Source organism: Segatella asaccharophila (assembly GCF_054687055.1).
In genome coordinates, this window is sequence record NZ_BAACAN010000001.1 from 287,216 (window position 1) to 302,405 (window position 15,190).

The window sequence follows — 15,190 nt, forward strand, 5'->3', positions numbered from 1 at the left end:
TGTCAATTGGATATATTTCTATGATTATTTTGAAGGAATTTTGATATTTTTTCTACATTTAAAAATGTAGAATGTTACCAATTTTTAAATATATAATATACAATTATGGCAAATAATAATATACCGCGTCCTACGGACGCATCAATCATTTTGACGTATCGCTGTCCTATGCGGTGTGTCATGTGCAATATCTGGAAGAATCCGACAAATAGAAAAGAAGAACTGAAACCTGAAGACTTAAAATGTCTGCCAAGATTGAAATTCATCAACTTGACGGGTGGTGAACCATTCATCCGTGAGGATTTGGATCAAATCGTGGAGGAATGCTACAAGCATGCACCACGTATCGTAATTTCTACTTCTGGTTGGTTTGAGGATCGGGTTATCGCATTGGCAAAGAAGTTTCCAAATATCGGCATCCGTATTTCCATTGAGGGCCTGAGTCAGAAAAATGATGAATTACGTGGTCATGCCGGTGGTTTTGATAAGGGATTGAGAACTCTCCTTAAACTGAAACACATGGGGCTGAAAGACATTGGCTTTGGCTGTACGGTATCAAATAACAATTCCAAGGATATGCTGAGTCTTTATCAGTTGTCTCAGGCTATGGGAATGGAATTTGCTACTGCTGCTTTCCATAATTCCTATTATTTCCATAAGGAGGATAATGTGATTACGAATAAGGATGAGGTTTGCGATGATTTCAGACAGTTGATTAACTGGCAACTTAAAGAGTCCAGTCCAAAGAGTTGGTTCCGTGCCTGGTTTAACATGGGACTGATCAACTATATTGAAGGAGGCAGGAGGATGCTTCCTTGTGAGGCTGGAACGGCTAACTTCTTTATTGATCCTTGGGGTGAGGTGTATCCTTGTAACGGGATGGAAGAGAAGTGCTGGAAAGAGAGCATGGGAAATATCCATGAGAAACCGTTTATGGAAATATGGGAGTCGGAACAGGCGCAGCATGTGCGTCAGATGGTCCGAAAATGCCCGAAGAATTGCTGGATGGTTGGTACTGCCAGTCCTGTAATGCACAAGTATGTTAAATATCCGGCAAAATGGGCTTTGAATAACAAACTCCGCAGTATGCAGGGTAGACCGGCATGCATTGATCCCAAATGGTGTGACGTTGGGCAGGACCCACGGCAAGGTGATCTGAGAGAGAAAGTGTAACCATTTCTTAAGTTATTATCCTTGCTATTTTGATTGTAAGGATAATAACTTATTTCCAAATATCTTTATGAAAATTGTTGTGACTGGCACTCGTGGTATTCCGAATATCATGGGGGGTGTGGAAACGCATTGTGAGGAATTGTTCCCTCGGATTGCTTCGCGTGGTTTTGACGTGACTTTGATTCGTCGTTCAAACTATGTCCAGGATGATTTGAAGGAGTGGAAAGGGGTGAAACTCGTTACGATTCCGTCGCCAAGAAAGAAATCATTTGAGGCTATTATTCATACTTTCAGGGCTATTTTAAAAGCGAAAACTCTTCATGCTGATGTGGTGCATATCAATGCTATTGGGCCGGCATTGTTGACGCCAATGGCTCGAGCCTTGGGCATGAAGGTGGTGTTTACACACCACGGTGCTGATTATGAACGGGATAAATGGGGGAAAGCTGCAAAGATAGTCTTGAAATTAGGAGAGCGAATGGGAGTGAAGTATGCTGATGAAGTGATAGTCATCTCTCATGCAATCAAGGATTCTATTGTTCAGAAGTATGGGCGCACTGAGCATGTTCACCTGATTTATAATGGGGTACCGAAACCGGAGATTTGTGATTATCCGGAGTATTTTTCTGAATTAGGTATTGAAAAAGGAAAGTATGTCTTGGGTATGTGCCGTTTTGTGCCGGAAAAGAATCTGCATCACTTAGTAGAAGCAATGAACCAGTTGAGAAGAAATAAAGATTTGAAAATTGGTGAGCCTGGTGGCATAAAATTGGTATTGGCTGGTGATACGGATTTTGAAGATGACTATTCTCGAGGTTTGAAAGAAATGGCCAGAAAGAGTGGGGTAATACTTACTGGTTTTGTCAAGGGGAGAAAACTTCATTCTCTGTTGACAAATACCTGCTGTTATTGTCTGCCCTCTTCTCATGAAGGTCTTCCTATTGCTCTATTGGAGGCAATGAGTTATGGTGTGAGGGTCTTGGTCAGTGATATTCCGGCCAACAAGGAGATCGGTCTCCCTGATTCGGATTACTTTCACTGTGGTAATGTGGGGGAATTGGCATCCAAATTGAAACAGATAATAACGCATCCGCTGGAACATGTGAAGTATGATATGAGTAAGTATGACTGGGACAAGATCGCAGAACAAGTGGTTGAGGTATATCATCAATTGGAAAAATAACAAGTGGATATTACACAACTTTTCTTTCAACTCATCCAGGTTGCTATCAGTAAGCGGAATCATTTGGATGTTACTCCGTCTTTCGAAGAATGGAAAGTATTATGTGAGATTTCGAACCAGCAGAGTCTTATGGCTGTCTGTTTTTCTGGTGTAGAAGCTTTGCCAAAGGAACAAATGCCGGACAAAAACATGATTATGCTTTGGTTCGGATATACACATAATATAGAGTTGAAAAACTCGGAGATGGATGAGGAATGTGGGAGGCTGTGCAAAGACTTCACACAATTGGGGTATGATAGTTGTATCTTGAAAGGTCAAACAAACCGTTTTTATTATCCTGAGAATCTTCGTTCCAGGAGGAATCCCGGTGATATTGATATATGGGTATATCCAAAAGGTAATAAAGCGGACCCTGTAAAGCAGACAATACTTCTCTTGGAGAAAAAGAAGGTGATCAAGTCGCTGGCTTATCTTCATGCGGAACTGATTCCAGTTGACAGTATACCTGTTGAGGTTCATTTTCGGCCTACCTTTCTGAATGATCCTTTAAGGAATTATCGTTTGCAGAAATGGTTTGATAATCATCGGGGAGAATGTACAAACATACAGACCATAGACAAGGATATTACTATCCCGATGCTGAGGCCAGTATATAATATTATTTTCCAACTGATACATATCTATCGTCACCTGCTGGATGAGGGTATCGGCCTGAGACAAGTTCTTGATTATTATTTTCTGCTTATTTCTACAGTGGCGGAGTTGTCGCCTGCGGAGATGGAGGAGATAAACAAATGGTTGTCTCATTTCGGGTTAAGGAAGATTGCTTCTGCGTTGATGTACGTCTTACATAAAGTATTCGGGTTGGAAGAGCACTATATGATTATTGATCCGTCAAAGAAAGATGGAGAGTTCCTGCTTTCGGAGATCATGACGGCGGGGAACTTCGGACATTTTGACCCAAGACTAAAAAAGTTGGGAGGCAGGGTGCATACCACGTCTTATCAGGTAAGACATGCTTTACGGAGGTATAACAGGAATATGCGTTTCTTTACGAGTTATCCGAGTGAAGTGTTTTGGGAGCCTATAGTCCGTGTCTGTCATTTCTGGTGGAGGAAATTTAAACTGTGGAAATACTAAGTCTGAAAAGAGAAAAAACAATGATGTTAATCTCACGAATAGCATCAAAGATCAATTTTCATGATTAATAGTTTCTGTAGGATAGACAGTCAAGTTGTTAAGGAAGATACAATATTTGTTAACTTCTTCCGTAGTATTCGGCCTGCGGGATGACCGGATGCTGGTACCTGTGGACCGGAAGCGGGGGCAGCTGCTCCTGAGTGAAGTCCTGGGCGGGGGTAATTTCGGGAAGTTCTTTACGAAGTATGACCATTTTACCCGTCAGGGCAGGGTGAAGAAGTATTTCCTGAAGATCTACCGTAACCTCCATTTCATCCGTCTGTATCCTTCTGAAGCCCTCAGTGAGCCCCTGTTCCGTACCTGGCATTTCCTGTGGCGGATAGGGAAGAGCGCCTGACGTGGAAGGTCCCGAATCGTATCCGTATCATTCCGCCTTGTTATTGGCCACCTTACCTTGCAGGGCTTCGATTGAATCAACAAAAACAATTGTTTCTATTGATTGATTCTATTTTCCATAAAAAACACGACAAATTATTGTCCATTTCCATTTTATTTACTATCTTTGAACTATAATTCTGTTAGAGTATGCCTCCGACCATAGTAACCTTGAGTATAATCCTGTTTTTTAGGAGATATAAATTGGACACATACCAAGGGGAAGAAGAGTATTTCTCAATCAGAAGATTTTCTACTCATACAATTTGACACTTAAAAAATAAAATAATTAATAAACCTAAGAGATTATGACTAATAGATTGTTAACAAATAATCAGAAACTCTTAAAAGAAATTGTAGCTCAAGAGTTTGAAGAAAATAAAGATAATTATAAAGAAGAAAATAGTTTTTTTGAATATTTTACTGCGAATCAAATTCTTAAGACACTAAATCTTAGTGATGATGAAATCCTTGAAGGAATAACAGGAGGTGGAAATGATGGAGGCTGTGATGCCATCTATATATTTATAAATGGCGAAGCTGTAACTTCTGATCAATTAGAAACTTTAGAAGTTGGAAGAGGTACTGTTGTAGAAATAGAAATAAAAATAATTCAATCTAAAGAACAATTTTCTTTTGGGGAAGATGCAATACAACGATGGAAGACTGTGTCTGAAAACTTGCTGACCATTGATTCATTAGATAATTACAAAACCAGATATGCAGAAAGCATTCTTGATAAATTTAAATTTTTTGGTGATATTATAACGAAATTTATTAGATATAAAATAAAAATTCATATATCTTATTATTATGCTTCTTTGGCCCCTCAAAATATACATCCTAATGTCTTGCAGCAAAAAGAAGAATTGATAAGTAAAGTTAAAGCCATATACCCTTCTTCCATAGTTTCTGTAGAATTTTTAGGAGCTGATAGATTGATGAATCTGTATAACACAGATAATGACTATACTGATGTCTTAGAGTTTTCAGATCAGCCTATATCGTTGGCTGCTAATGAATATGTTGCTCTTGTTAATTTAGCTACTTATTTTAATTTTATTACAGATGATAATAGAGGCTTGAGAAATAGTATTTTTGAAGCAAATGTCCGCGATTATCAAGGAAACAATAGTGTTAATTCTAGCATTGCAAAAACTTTGGAAGAACCATCTAAGGAAGACTTCTGGTGGCTAAATAATGGTGTGACTATTATAGCGTCAGAGCTTATTCCTATGACAAATAGATCTTTGAAAATTAAAAATCCAGAAATAGTGAATGGCTTACAAACTTCAAGGGAAATATTTAATTTCTATTCAAGCTCGTTAGAATTGCTAAAGTCTGAAAAACGGAATATTTTAATTCGTATTTTAAAACCAGAAGATGAAACATCTAGGGATAAAGTAATTTTTGCAACAAATAATCAGACTAGTATTCCAAAATATTCTTTAAGAGTTACTGATACTATTCATCTTCAGATAGAATTGTATTTTAAAAGTAGAGGGCTATATTATGATAGACGGAAAAATTACTATAAAAACCAAAAAAAGAAGACATCGGATATTATTGGTGTTTCTTTTTTAGCGCAGTGTTTAATAACTTTAATTCTAAAAAAACCGGATTTTGCGCGTGCAAGACCTTCCACATTACTTACGGACGATGAAACGTACAAAGAACTCTATGAAAATCCTCATGATTTAGAATCATACTATAATGTCGCCAGAATTGGAAAATATATAAAAAGTATTGTGATGACCTCTGAATTGCCGCAACCAGAAAAGAATGATATACTATTTTATGTTATTTATGCAGTAGTTGCAAAAAGATTAAACTCTAAGAACATAACATTTGAAAATTTAAAGACTTTTGATTATAAGAGTTTGACAGAGGAAGAGGTAAATAATTCGGAACAACTTGTTTTTGAAGCTTATAATGAAGCTGGAAGAAATAGCAGAGTGGCAAAAAGTTCAGATTTTATTAATAAGGTGATTTCCAAAATGGATTTAGAAGATTAAGAAATCTTTTATTGTCCAGGATATTTAAATCTGAAATAATTATTCTTCAAACAGCCACAATTGATCGTTTCTTTGGACTTTTATTTTGATTCATATGGTGATATAAACATGATAGGTAATCAGCGGGCCCTAAATAATGTAAACCACCACTTGAACGTAAGTCAATCGTAAAAAATTTCTAATTATCTTTGCCACCGTATTTCAAACATTATCAAATATGGAGACAAAAGAATATTTTGAAAGCGTGATGCAGGGTTTCAACCAGAACCGCAACGGCAGGAGCCAGCGGAAGTACTGCACGGATAACGGAGTTGATTACAAATGGCTGTTGGATTACGAGATTATCGTCCCAAATGTCCATAATAACCATTTCTGTTGTGTTCACCTATGATCATGAATATCTCTGGAAATATGTTTGACTTTTTCTTCGTTTTTCTCCGTTTCTCGATGGACAGCACGGCAGTGCCTCAGGAGGAGTTCCGGGATATGGACTGGAGGGGGCTGTTTGCCTTTGCCCGGAAACAGGCGCTGGTAGGGGTGTTGTTTGACGGGATCCGGCGACTGCCGAAGGAAATGGCTCCGCCTGAGGGGATCCTGTTGCAGTGGCTCTCGGCCAGTGAACAGATCCGGAAACAGAATATCAGACTGAATGCTGAGGCTGTAAGGGTGTGGACGAAGTTTGCCGGGGACGGGCTGGCTGGCTGTATCCTGAAAGGACAGGGGAATGCACTGTTGTACCCGGATGTGTATGCCCGGATGCCGGGGGATATAGACATCTGGGTGTGGCCTGTCTCTTCCGGCTTGGACGTGAACAAGGGAGGCGGACTTGACCGGAGCGTGGGCCTGAGAGGGCGCAGAGATCGGATCATCAGGTATGTCCATCGGTTTACTGGAAACACGAAACTTTGGTATCATCATATCGGGTTCGACTCGGCAAGGGGCGTTCCTCTGGAATTGCATTTCACTCCTTGCCCGATGAATGCGCTGTGGTATAACCGCAGACTTCAGCGGTGGTTTGAGAAGAATGCGGAGGCCCAGTTTTCCAATTTTGTCGATCTGCCGGATGGTGCAGGGAGGGTGGCTGTGCCTACTTCTGCCTTTAACAGCATCTACCAGTTGTCCCATATCTATCATCATTTCTTCGATGAGGGCGTGGGCCTCCGGCAACTCATGGATTACTATTATGTGCTGACCAGGGGAAAGCAGGAATGGGATGGGGAGGAATATGCCCGTCAACTCCGGTATCTGGGGCTGTATCATTTTGCCGGGGCCGTCATGTACGTCTTGTCCGTAGTATTCGGTCTGCGGGATGACCGGATGCTGGTACCTGTGGACCGGAAGCGGGGGCAGCTGCTCCTGAGTGAAGTCCTGGGCGGGGGCAATTTCGGGAAGTTCTTTACGAAGTATGACCATTTTACCCGTCAGGGCATGGTGAAGAAGTATTTCCTGAAGATCTACCGTAACCTCCATTTCATCCGTCTGTATCCTTCTGAGGCCCTCAGTGAACCCCTGTTCCGTACCTGGCATTTCCTGTGGAGGATAGGGAAGAGCGCCTGACGTGGAAGGTCCCGAATCGTATCCGTATATCATTTCACCGCCTTGTTATTGGCCACCTTACCTTGCAGGGCTTCGATTGAATCAACAAAAACAATTGTTTCTATTGATTGATTCTATTTTCCATAAAAAACACGACAAATCATTGTTCATTTCCATTTTATTTACTATCTTTGAACCGTTGATCTACTGAAACACCACGGCTGTGAATCACCTCTTTGTCGTTCTTGTTTCAGTCCCCCTCGTCCGACAACCCTTCACCTAATCTGATCAGCTGCTAAGAAAAACAAATAGAATTAATCAATAAGTCTTATGATCATGAAGTATTACGTTAACAATCGGCAACAAGATGGTAATGGTTACAATCATGAAGTTCATAAAGAGGGGTGCTATTGGATGCCCTCAAATGTAACGTATTTAGGTGAGTTTTATTCCGATAAAGATGCATTGACGGAGGCCAAGAGATATTATGCTGATGCTGATGGATGTGCACATTGTTGTCCTGATATCAATCATGGGTGATGCGTATTGTCTATGCTTCCTTGTCATTCTCGTTCTTTTCTATTATGAAAATCTTATGTGAAATTATAGTCTGATTACTACTAATGGAATACAATATATATTGTGATGAAAGTTGTCATCTTGAACGTGATGGTATCAAAGTAATGGTTTTAGGAGGAGTTTGGTGTCCTAAAGATGCGAAAGACAAGGCCTTCAGAGAACTGAGGAATTTAAAGTCGAAGCATGGCCTTAAACTGACTAATGAATTAAAATGGAATGCGGTTTCTATGTCGAAGCTGGCGTATTACGAAGACGTAATGGCTTATTTTTTCAATAATAGCGATTTGCATTTTAGAGCATTAGTTGTTCCTGATAAAAGCCAACTTCATCATGAGGACTATCTGCAAACCCATGACCAGTTTTATTACAAGATGTATTTTGACATGCTTAAAGCTCTTATAGATCCCATAAATACATATAATATTTATTTGGATATTAAGGATACTCAAGGTGGTAAAAAGGTTGAAAGACTTCGAGATGTACTTTGTAATAATGCTTTAGATTTTAATAAGAACTGCATTAATAAAATTCAACAAGTCAAGTCTCATGAGGTTGAACTGATTGAACTGTCTGATTTTTTAATAGGTGCCGTTATGTATACTAATAGAGGATTAACAACAAGTTCTGCAAAGCTTGAATTAATTAGTCAAATGAAAAGCAAGTCAACTTATTCATTGACGAAGTCTACTCTTTTGAGGGAGAACAAGGTTAATATCTTTATATGGAAAGGAAGAAATAAGCAATGAGTGTATCTGCCCAAAAATTACCCCCAAAAATCTATCTTAATGATTATGGTGGAGATTATCACCGTTATATAGATGCTGTTTATCAAATCTTCAAGCATGATTTTATTGACCATAAGCCTAAAGTGGGAGATCTTGTCTTCAAATTAAAATTTAATCCCTTATATCAAGATAGAGCTTATACATTTTATCACATGACCCATAAAGGTATGGATGAGGCCAATAGAACTCCTGATTTACGTCGATGTGAAAGAATGCCTTGGTGTAAGCCTGGAATAGAGAATACAGAAAAATTTTCTTTGAAATTCTGGGAAGAAGAGAGAAAAGGCAAAACAAGAATATGTATTTGGCTTGAAGTAGAAGATGATACCGTAGATAAGCAATGGGAGAATAACTATTTCATCGTGCTTGATGTTCGAAATGGGTACATCTTACCTTGGACAGCATTCTGTGGTGAATTCCATCATGAAATAGAAAAGAAACAAAAGGAGTATGAAAAGTGGAAGACAACGATTGGTAGAAAGCAATATACGCTCTATTCACTGGCTAAAGAGATCATGAATCGAAAAAAGCAAGGGCCGTCTGAATATCAGACGACCCCGTAACTCTTTCAACAACAATGGTTGATGAGATAATGCAAAGTTAACCTAAATTATTGAATAAACAAAAATATATCACACCAGTTTAATATTATTAAAGATTTATTTATCTTTATATATTTATGCCTAACTAATTTGAAAAATTGTGCCATTTTAATCCTAAAGAAATATACGTATAGGAATTGGGTACTAACAGAATCTAACAGGGAATATACATGGATCATTTCTTTGACTTTATCGTAAACCACCACTTGGATTGTAGGTCAATCATAAAGAATTTCAGAGTATCTTTGCCTCTGTATTTCAAACATTATCAAATATGGAGACAAAAGAATATTTTGAAAGCGTGATGCAGGGTTTCAACCAGAACCGCAACGGCAGGAGCCTGCGGAAGTACTGCACGGATAACGGTGTTGATTATAAATGGTTGTCGGATTACAAGAAGGTCTATTCGCCATCGAAGTCTGTCTGTATGGTGACCATTTTGGTCATTGTGTTATAGAGGAAATCATTCGAATATAACGACTTAATTTTACTGTGAAAGATTTGGAAAGTAAGATAAAGTTGCTTATATTTGCCCAGGAATGAGAAATTACATCAAAATAGATCAAGGCAAGGTGAGCATCAAAGTTTCAGTGTTCATTTTCAAAGATGGAAAGTCATGGGTAGTTTACTGTCCATCTCTTGACCTGTCTGGCTATGACATAACGGAAGAGGGAGCCAAGAAAGATTTTGACTGGATCCTCCAAGACTGGCTGAATACACAGACCAGCAATAAAACCCTTGATGAAGACCTTAAAAAGCATGGTTGGACCGCAGATCAAAGTAAGTGGTCAGAACCAGATTTCAAAGAACTACTTGAAAAAGATCATTTGATGGATTCCGTTATGGAAAAGTCCCATTTCGTGAAGACAAGTATTGAGGTTGAAGCTTACTGCTAATAAATTCGTACAAGTTAAGCAATATTCCCCTTTCCACATTCCGGAACTATCTTGCTTACGAAGGTTGGTCAAAAAGCAAACAGAAGCGTGGTGACGGTCATGAAAAATGGATAAAAAAAGGATGTCTCCGTCCTGTTATCTTGCAAACCCATATTGATCCTGTTCCTGAATTTATTGTCAAGTCAAACCTCAGAACAATGGGAGTTGGCCGTAAAGACTTCCTGGCATGGTTGTGGAACAGGTAAAACAAATCATAGAAGTATGATTACGCTGAAAGGTGTTGATCCAAGAATGATAGCAAACAACCTGGAGTCATCGAACCTGATGCATCCGGGTGAAATGATTAAGGATGAAATAGAAAGTCGTGGAATGACGTAGAAAAGACTCGCTGATATGGGTATTTCTATGTCTGTTCTCAATGAAATGCTTAACGCCAAACGCTCTGTGACTATTGAATATGCCCTCCTTCTGGGGGCTGCGCTCGGAATTGATGCTGACACCTGGATTGGCTTGCAGGTGGATTATGACAAGCAGAAGGCCTGTTATGATAAATCCTTCCTCAAACGTTTGGAAAACATAAGGAAAAGTGCTGCGGTGTTGTAGATGGGAAAGGATATTAATGTCATTCAAATGCGGTCTTTTTCTTCCTATTCAGCAAGGATATTGATGTTTTATAGCATCGGTCAACAAAATCGGTGTCTTTTTCGTTAAGACGATATGAGCATCCACGAAAAGGAACTGGTACATGTCCACTTTTAACAAAGAAAAAGAGACTTTTTAATCTGAAATGTCTACTTTTGTAAAATAAAAGAAGCTAAAAATAACATATATGTCTACTTTTAAAAATTTAAATCTTTAAAAATTATTTCTAGTGTCTACGAAAAGGGACTGGTACAAGCAAATTACACGAATCTTGGAAAAGCGGACAAAATAACTTATATTTGCCTTGTAAAAACGGACAGTATATGATTAAGCGCAAAATCGATTCTTATATAGAGCATTATTACAGGCATACGGATAAGGCCCTTCTGGTTGATGATGCCCGTCAGGTGGGTAAGACGTATTCCATCCGAAGATTTGGCCATTCTAATTTTAAGAGTTTTATCGAAATTAATTTCGTGAATATGCCCGAAGCTGTCAGCATTTTCAAGAATGCAGTCAGCGGCGATGATCTGTTGCTGCGCTTGAGTGCTTTTACGGACCAGCCTCTTATAAGAGGCAAGACCCTGATCTTCTTTGATGAGGTCCAGAAATGCCCGGAGATAGTCACTGCCATGAAATTTCTTGTAGATGAAGGGAGCTATCGGTATATTATGAGCGGTTCCCTGCTTGGGGTGGAATTGAAAAGCCTTTCTTCAGCTCCGGTGGGATATATAGACATAAAAAGCATGTTTCCCATAGATTTTGAAGAATTCCTGGATGCATTGGGCGTTGCCCGTAGAATTGTGGACCAACTTCGCGAGTGCTTTACCGACAGGAAACCTGTGGATGAAGTGATTCACGGGCGTCTGATGCAGCTCTTTCGACTTTATCTGGTAGTGGGCGGAATGCCGGCTGCTGTACAGAAGTATCTGGATACGAATAACCTGCAGGAGGTAATGGCAGAACAACGGGCCATTATCCGGTTATATCAACTGGATATATCCCAATATGCCCCGGATGACAAACTTTATTTGAATGATATCTTCGATTTGATTCCATCAGAACTGAATGCCAAGAACAAACGTTTTATCCTGAAGGATATCAACGAGAACCTGAAGTTCAGCCGCTATGAAAGCAGTTTCTTGTGGATGAGCCATGCAGGAGTGGCGTTGCCAACCTATAATGTGGAGGAGCCAGTTCCGCCACTGAAACTGGTGCGTTCGAGGAATCTTTTCAAACTTTTCCAAAATGATGTGGGACTGCTGGCTTGCCTGTATGCTGCCGGTTTGCAACTCAGGATATTGAATGGCGAAAAGAATATCAATTTCGGATCTGTCTTTGAAAACTTTGTGGCTGAGGAACTTCATACACACGGTTTTGAACTTTATTATTTCAACAGCAAGAAACAGGGTGAGCTGGACTTTATTTTTGAACTGAACGGCTATACGGTGCCAGTCGAAGTCAAGTCGGGTAAGGACTATGATCGTCATAATGCATTGACACACGTGATGGCAGATGAACAATACGGTATTCCCATGGCCTATGTGCTGTGTAATGATAACGTCAGGGTCAAAGGCAAACTGGTTTATCTGCCGGTCTATATGACCATGTTCCTTCAAAAGGAGCAGTCTTCTCCATTGACCTATAAGGCGGACCTGAGCGGGCTAAGGAAGTAACGGCAAAGGATGAATCGTAGAAGGAATTATGGTGAGTACAAAAGTCTTTGATAGACTGCTCTTTCTCTACAATACGGAAGACAATAATATGATACCCGGCCAATTAGTCAACCCATTCCAATCTTTTCAATTTTACTCTTAACTCAAAGTCTGGAGCACTTTGGAGTGCCTATCTGATACGGTATGTACATCAATTGGGTACGAACTAATATCATTTTTGCGTTTTCTTTGATGAAATAGTGGCAAGATTGGTGGTGTGATCAAAACTTTTTGCTAACTTTGCAAAAAATAGATAGTATATGGCTATAGTAATTAAACCAATACCGGTTCTTACGGGTAAAGCTGCTGAACGGTTCAATAGGCTGGCAGAAAATGTCTCTGCCAGGAGGCATACTATTATTACAGAGGATATGCGACAGGCTATCAAGCGTATGCAGGAGCGTTCGCGCAAACTTGTTATTAAGTAAGCTAAGAATAGTAGACAAATGAGTTCATTTGACTACGATATTATTGAACGCTGTGAGTTCTATCCATTGTCTGAAGAACTTGCAGCGTTACCGTTTCATTGTGGAAACAGCGAAGGCGATACGGATCTTGAGGACTTTTTTCATAATGGAGCATTGCTATATGCTAAAGAACGACTTGGCAAGACATATTGCTTCATTGATAACAACGGTGACCACACACAGGTAGTAGCATTCTTCACTGTGTCCAACGATAGTGTGAAGACTACCTTTATTCCTAAGAGTTCTACTAATAGAGTTCAACGCAAGGTCCCCGGACCAAAGCATCTTCGCTCTTATCCAGCTGTTCTCCTTGGAAGATTGGGCGTGAATAAGCCCTTTCAAGGAAAGAATTTATTTGTAGGACAACAAGTAATCAATTACGTTAAGACTTGGTTTATTGATGAAGATAATAAAACCGGTTGCCGATTCCTTGTAGTGGATGCTTACAATAAGGAAAATGTTTTGAATTTCTATCTCCGCAACAAATTCAAGTTCCTTTATACGTCAGAATATGATGAGCGAGAGGCTACTCATATCGAAGAAGGAGAAACACTTCATACTCGGTTGATGTTCCTTGATTTGATGTATACGGATATAGTGGAGAAACCCAAACTTTAGAAATAATAAGTTTGTATTGTTCTTCGGTAACTCTATATCATTAATACTTGGAGTACCCTGCTGATACGGTATGTACATCAATTGGTACAGATCGTTTCTCGGAAGACACTGGGAGATTAGCGAAATTCAAGGGGGAAACGAATAACAGAATCAGGAAAATGACATACGAAGAAATTTGGCGGAAGATAAAGGGTATGTCACAGAAACAGCGGAGTATGCTTGCGTATGAAATGACATTGACGGGTTTCAATGTCGGATATATTCATCCGCATTATTACTTTGACGCCAGGTCTGTTCATGATATTTTGTTCTATCCGCCCCATGGACAGTATGAGATACAGGACTCCGACGGCAAATACTATGATGCGTTGAAGGAAATCATGAAGAATGATAAGGAGATACATATCCAATTTAAACGATGCCCGTGGCTTCCTCGCCTCATCAATGACCGGCGGGAGGGGAAAGTGATCAGGTCATATATCTGCTCACGGTTCAACTGCGGGTATGTCAATGCATGGTACCGTATCCTGCCTGGCGACAGTCTGGCTGGTGAACGTCCGCGCTCGCTGTTTATCATGAAGAAGGATGGCAGCGAGGCGGTATACAGGATGCCGGCCGTGCAGGGAAAGGACATGACTTTTACTTTATTGTAACGGTACGATATAGAGAAAAAACACAAACACTTTTTGATGCTATAAGTTAATGAAATGAGCAACCGGAACGGTAGTCTGCTAAGAGGCCTGGCAATCGTTTCGGATCTGTTGCTCCTGAACGTTTGCACATGGGTTTATACGGAGGTCATTGGCTTACCGGTACAATGTCAATTGTAGAGCTCAGTCCGCATATGCTCAAGCATGCGGAAGTCTACTCCTGGCTTATTTCCAAATAATGGTGCGCTATTTCGCAAAACCCGGAATTACAGGCTGGGCGCAGGTAAGGTTTACTATAAAGAAAGCGATCTAAAAAAGTCTGTGAGCACTGTTTTTATATCTATTGTGACCTAAATGTGCCCTATCTTTTTTAATAATAAAGCTAACTACTTGATTCACAGGTAGCTAGCTTTTGTGTGTTGTGATTCCGCTGGAAATCCAACTATGTTAATTATTGTAAACTAAAAAGCACTGAATGCCTTATTTGAAGGGTTTTTGTAAATCTTAATTAACATTTGTATGGTTAAAGTAGTTTAAAATATCATTAATGTGTCACATTTTGTGTCACATTTTGCGTATCTTTGCAGATGACAAAGGGGATCAGACACGTATAATCAAATGTTAAAGATATGAAACGTACATGATTGTCTTTCGCCAAAGGGAATGAAAAGGGATTTTTTGTATCTTTGCCACAGTATAAATCCTTTAATCCTTTAGATATGGCGAATCAGAAGCAAGAAGTCTCCTTTTCAGA

General features: G+C 39.6%; 16 protein-coding genes and 1 pseudogene. All 17 read left to right on the plus strand.

Features of this window, described 5'->3' with window-relative positions; all coding sequences use genetic code 11:
* Positions 1–105 precede the first annotated feature (105 nt).
* The 17 genes and pseudogenes from ACYRYG_RS01230 (at position 106) to ACYRYG_RS01310 (ending at position 14,439) form a co-directional block, all read left to right on the plus strand.
* Positions 106–1,173 (plus strand): radical SAM protein, encoded by a 1,068-nt coding sequence (locus ACYRYG_RS01230; protein WP_460197373.1) that lies wholly within the window; start codon positions 106–108, stop codon positions 1,171–1,173.
* A 67-nt stretch (positions 1,174–1,240) separates the two neighbouring features.
* Positions 1,241–2,356 carry a glycosyltransferase family 4 protein gene (locus tag ACYRYG_RS01235; RefSeq protein ID WP_460197374.1) on the plus strand — a complete coding sequence of 372 codons (1,116 nt, stop codon included), beginning with the start codon at positions 1,241–1,243 and terminating at the stop codon, positions 2,354–2,356.
* A 3-nt stretch (positions 2,357–2,359) separates the two neighbouring features.
* Positions 2,360–3,496 carry a nucleotidyltransferase family protein gene (locus ACYRYG_RS01240; RefSeq protein ID WP_293426850.1) on the plus strand — a complete coding sequence of 379 codons (1,137 nt, stop codon included), beginning with the start codon at positions 2,360–2,362 and terminating at the stop codon, positions 3,494–3,496.
* A gap of 115 nt (positions 3,497–3,611) precedes the next feature.
* Complete coding sequence (locus ACYRYG_RS01245; RefSeq protein ID WP_460197376.1) at positions 3,612–3,893, plus strand: hypothetical protein; 282 nt, start codon at positions 3,612–3,614, stop codon at positions 3,891–3,893.
* A 346-nt stretch (positions 3,894–4,239) separates the two neighbouring features.
* Entirely contained in the window at positions 4,240–5,946 is a 1,707-nt protein-coding gene (locus ACYRYG_RS01250; protein WP_460197378.1) for an AIPR family protein, read from the plus strand.
* A gap of 217 nt (positions 5,947–6,163) precedes the next feature.
* A complete protein-coding gene (locus tag ACYRYG_RS01255) occupies positions 6,164–6,337 on the plus strand; it encodes a hypothetical protein (RefSeq protein ID WP_460197379.1) in 174 nt (57 codons plus the stop codon).
* Positions 6,334–7,503 (plus strand): nucleotidyltransferase domain-containing protein, encoded by a 1,170-nt coding sequence (locus ACYRYG_RS01260; RefSeq protein WP_460197380.1) that lies wholly within the window; start codon positions 6,334–6,336, stop codon positions 7,501–7,503. The genes ACYRYG_RS01255 and ACYRYG_RS01260 overlap by 4 nt, the downstream gene beginning before the upstream one ends.
* A 315-nt stretch (positions 7,504–7,818) precedes the next feature.
* On the plus strand, positions 7,819–8,022 hold the full coding sequence (locus ACYRYG_RS01265) for a hypothetical protein (RefSeq protein ID WP_460197382.1): 204 nt from the start codon (positions 7,819–7,821) through the stop codon (positions 8,020–8,022).
* Between the two features lie 83 nt (positions 8,023–8,105).
* Positions 8,106–8,807: a DUF3800 domain-containing protein gene (locus ACYRYG_RS01270; protein WP_293426841.1), complete on the plus strand. Its 702-nt coding sequence runs from the start codon at positions 8,106–8,108 to the stop codon at positions 8,805–8,807.
* Positions 8,804–9,409 (plus strand): hypothetical protein, encoded by a 606-nt coding sequence (locus ACYRYG_RS01275; RefSeq protein ID WP_460197383.1) that lies wholly within the window; start codon positions 8,804–8,806, stop codon positions 9,407–9,409. Before ACYRYG_RS01270 ends, ACYRYG_RS01275 begins: the two co-directional genes overlap by 4 nt.
* Before the next feature lie 313 nt (positions 9,410–9,722).
* Positions 9,723–9,905, plus strand: a complete 183-nt coding sequence (locus tag ACYRYG_RS01280; protein ID WP_294076431.1) for a hypothetical protein — start codon at positions 9,723–9,725, stop codon at positions 9,903–9,905.
* A gap of 82 nt (positions 9,906–9,987) precedes the next feature.
* A complete protein-coding gene (locus tag ACYRYG_RS01285) occupies positions 9,988–10,344 on the plus strand; it encodes a hypothetical protein (RefSeq protein WP_294076429.1) in 357 nt (118 codons plus the stop codon).
* A gap of 261 nt (positions 10,345–10,605) precedes the next feature.
* Positions 10,606–10,947, plus strand: a pseudogene (locus ACYRYG_RS01290) (HigA family addiction module antitoxin).
* A 362-nt stretch (positions 10,948–11,309) separates the two neighbouring features.
* Positions 11,310–12,662 carry an ATP-binding protein gene (locus ACYRYG_RS01295; protein ID WP_294076427.1) on the plus strand — a complete coding sequence of 451 codons (1,353 nt, stop codon included), beginning with the start codon at positions 11,310–11,312 and terminating at the stop codon, positions 12,660–12,662.
* A gap of 299 nt (positions 12,663–12,961) precedes the next feature.
* Positions 12,962–13,129 (plus strand): hypothetical protein, encoded by a 168-nt coding sequence (locus ACYRYG_RS01300; RefSeq protein WP_460197384.1) that lies wholly within the window; start codon positions 12,962–12,964, stop codon positions 13,127–13,129.
* Positions 13,130–13,147: 18 nt separating this feature from the next.
* Positions 13,148–13,786 carry an N-acetyltransferase gene (locus ACYRYG_RS01305; protein WP_460197385.1) on the plus strand — a complete coding sequence of 213 codons (639 nt, stop codon included), beginning with the start codon at positions 13,148–13,150 and terminating at the stop codon, positions 13,784–13,786.
* Between the two features lie 158 nt (positions 13,787–13,944).
* The gene (locus tag ACYRYG_RS01310; RefSeq protein ID WP_460197386.1) at positions 13,945–14,439 is read left to right on the plus strand and encodes a hypothetical protein; all 495 of its coding nucleotides are present in this window, start codon (positions 13,945–13,947) and stop codon (positions 14,437–14,439) included.
* The last annotated feature ends 751 nt before the right edge of the window (positions 14,440–15,190 follow it).

What these genes read in the sequence shown, in the direction of transcription:
- ACYRYG_RS01230 (WP_460197373.1), top strand. Translation starts at nt 106, where the DNA reads ATGGCAAATAATAATATACCGCGTCCTACGGACGCATCAATCATTTTG.
- ACYRYG_RS01235 (WP_460197374.1), top strand. Translation starts at nt 1,241, where the DNA reads ATGAAAATTGTTGTGACTGGCACTCGTGGTATTCCGAATATCATGGGG.
- ACYRYG_RS01250 (WP_460197378.1), top strand. Translation starts at nt 4,240, where the DNA reads ATGACTAATAGATTGTTAACAAATAATCAGAAACTCTTAAAAGAAATT.
- ACYRYG_RS01255 (WP_460197379.1), top strand. Translation starts at nt 6,164, where the DNA reads ATGGAGACAAAAGAATATTTTGAAAGCGTGATGCAGGGTTTCAACCAG.
- ACYRYG_RS01260 (WP_460197380.1), top strand. Translation starts at nt 6,334, where the DNA reads ATGATCATGAATATCTCTGGAAATATGTTTGACTTTTTCTTCGTTTTT.
- ACYRYG_RS01265 (WP_460197382.1), top strand. Translation starts at nt 7,819, where the DNA reads ATGAAGTATTACGTTAACAATCGGCAACAAGATGGTAATGGTTACAAT.
- ACYRYG_RS01270 (WP_293426841.1), top strand. Translation starts at nt 8,106, where the DNA reads ATGGAATACAATATATATTGTGATGAAAGTTGTCATCTTGAACGTGAT.
- ACYRYG_RS01275 (WP_460197383.1), top strand. Translation starts at nt 8,804, where the DNA reads ATGAGTGTATCTGCCCAAAAATTACCCCCAAAAATCTATCTTAATGAT.
- ACYRYG_RS01280 (WP_294076431.1), top strand. Translation starts at nt 9,723, where the DNA reads ATGGAGACAAAAGAATATTTTGAAAGCGTGATGCAGGGTTTCAACCAG.
- ACYRYG_RS01285 (WP_294076429.1), top strand. Translation starts at nt 9,988, where the DNA reads ATGAGAAATTACATCAAAATAGATCAAGGCAAGGTGAGCATCAAAGTT.
- ACYRYG_RS01295 (WP_294076427.1), top strand. Translation starts at nt 11,310, where the DNA reads ATGATTAAGCGCAAAATCGATTCTTATATAGAGCATTATTACAGGCAT.
- ACYRYG_RS01300 (WP_460197384.1), top strand. Translation starts at nt 12,962, where the DNA reads ATGGCTATAGTAATTAAACCAATACCGGTTCTTACGGGTAAAGCTGCT.
- ACYRYG_RS01305 (WP_460197385.1), top strand. Translation starts at nt 13,148, where the DNA reads ATGAGTTCATTTGACTACGATATTATTGAACGCTGTGAGTTCTATCCA.
- ACYRYG_RS01310 (WP_460197386.1), top strand. Translation starts at nt 13,945, where the DNA reads ATGACATACGAAGAAATTTGGCGGAAGATAAAGGGTATGTCACAGAAA.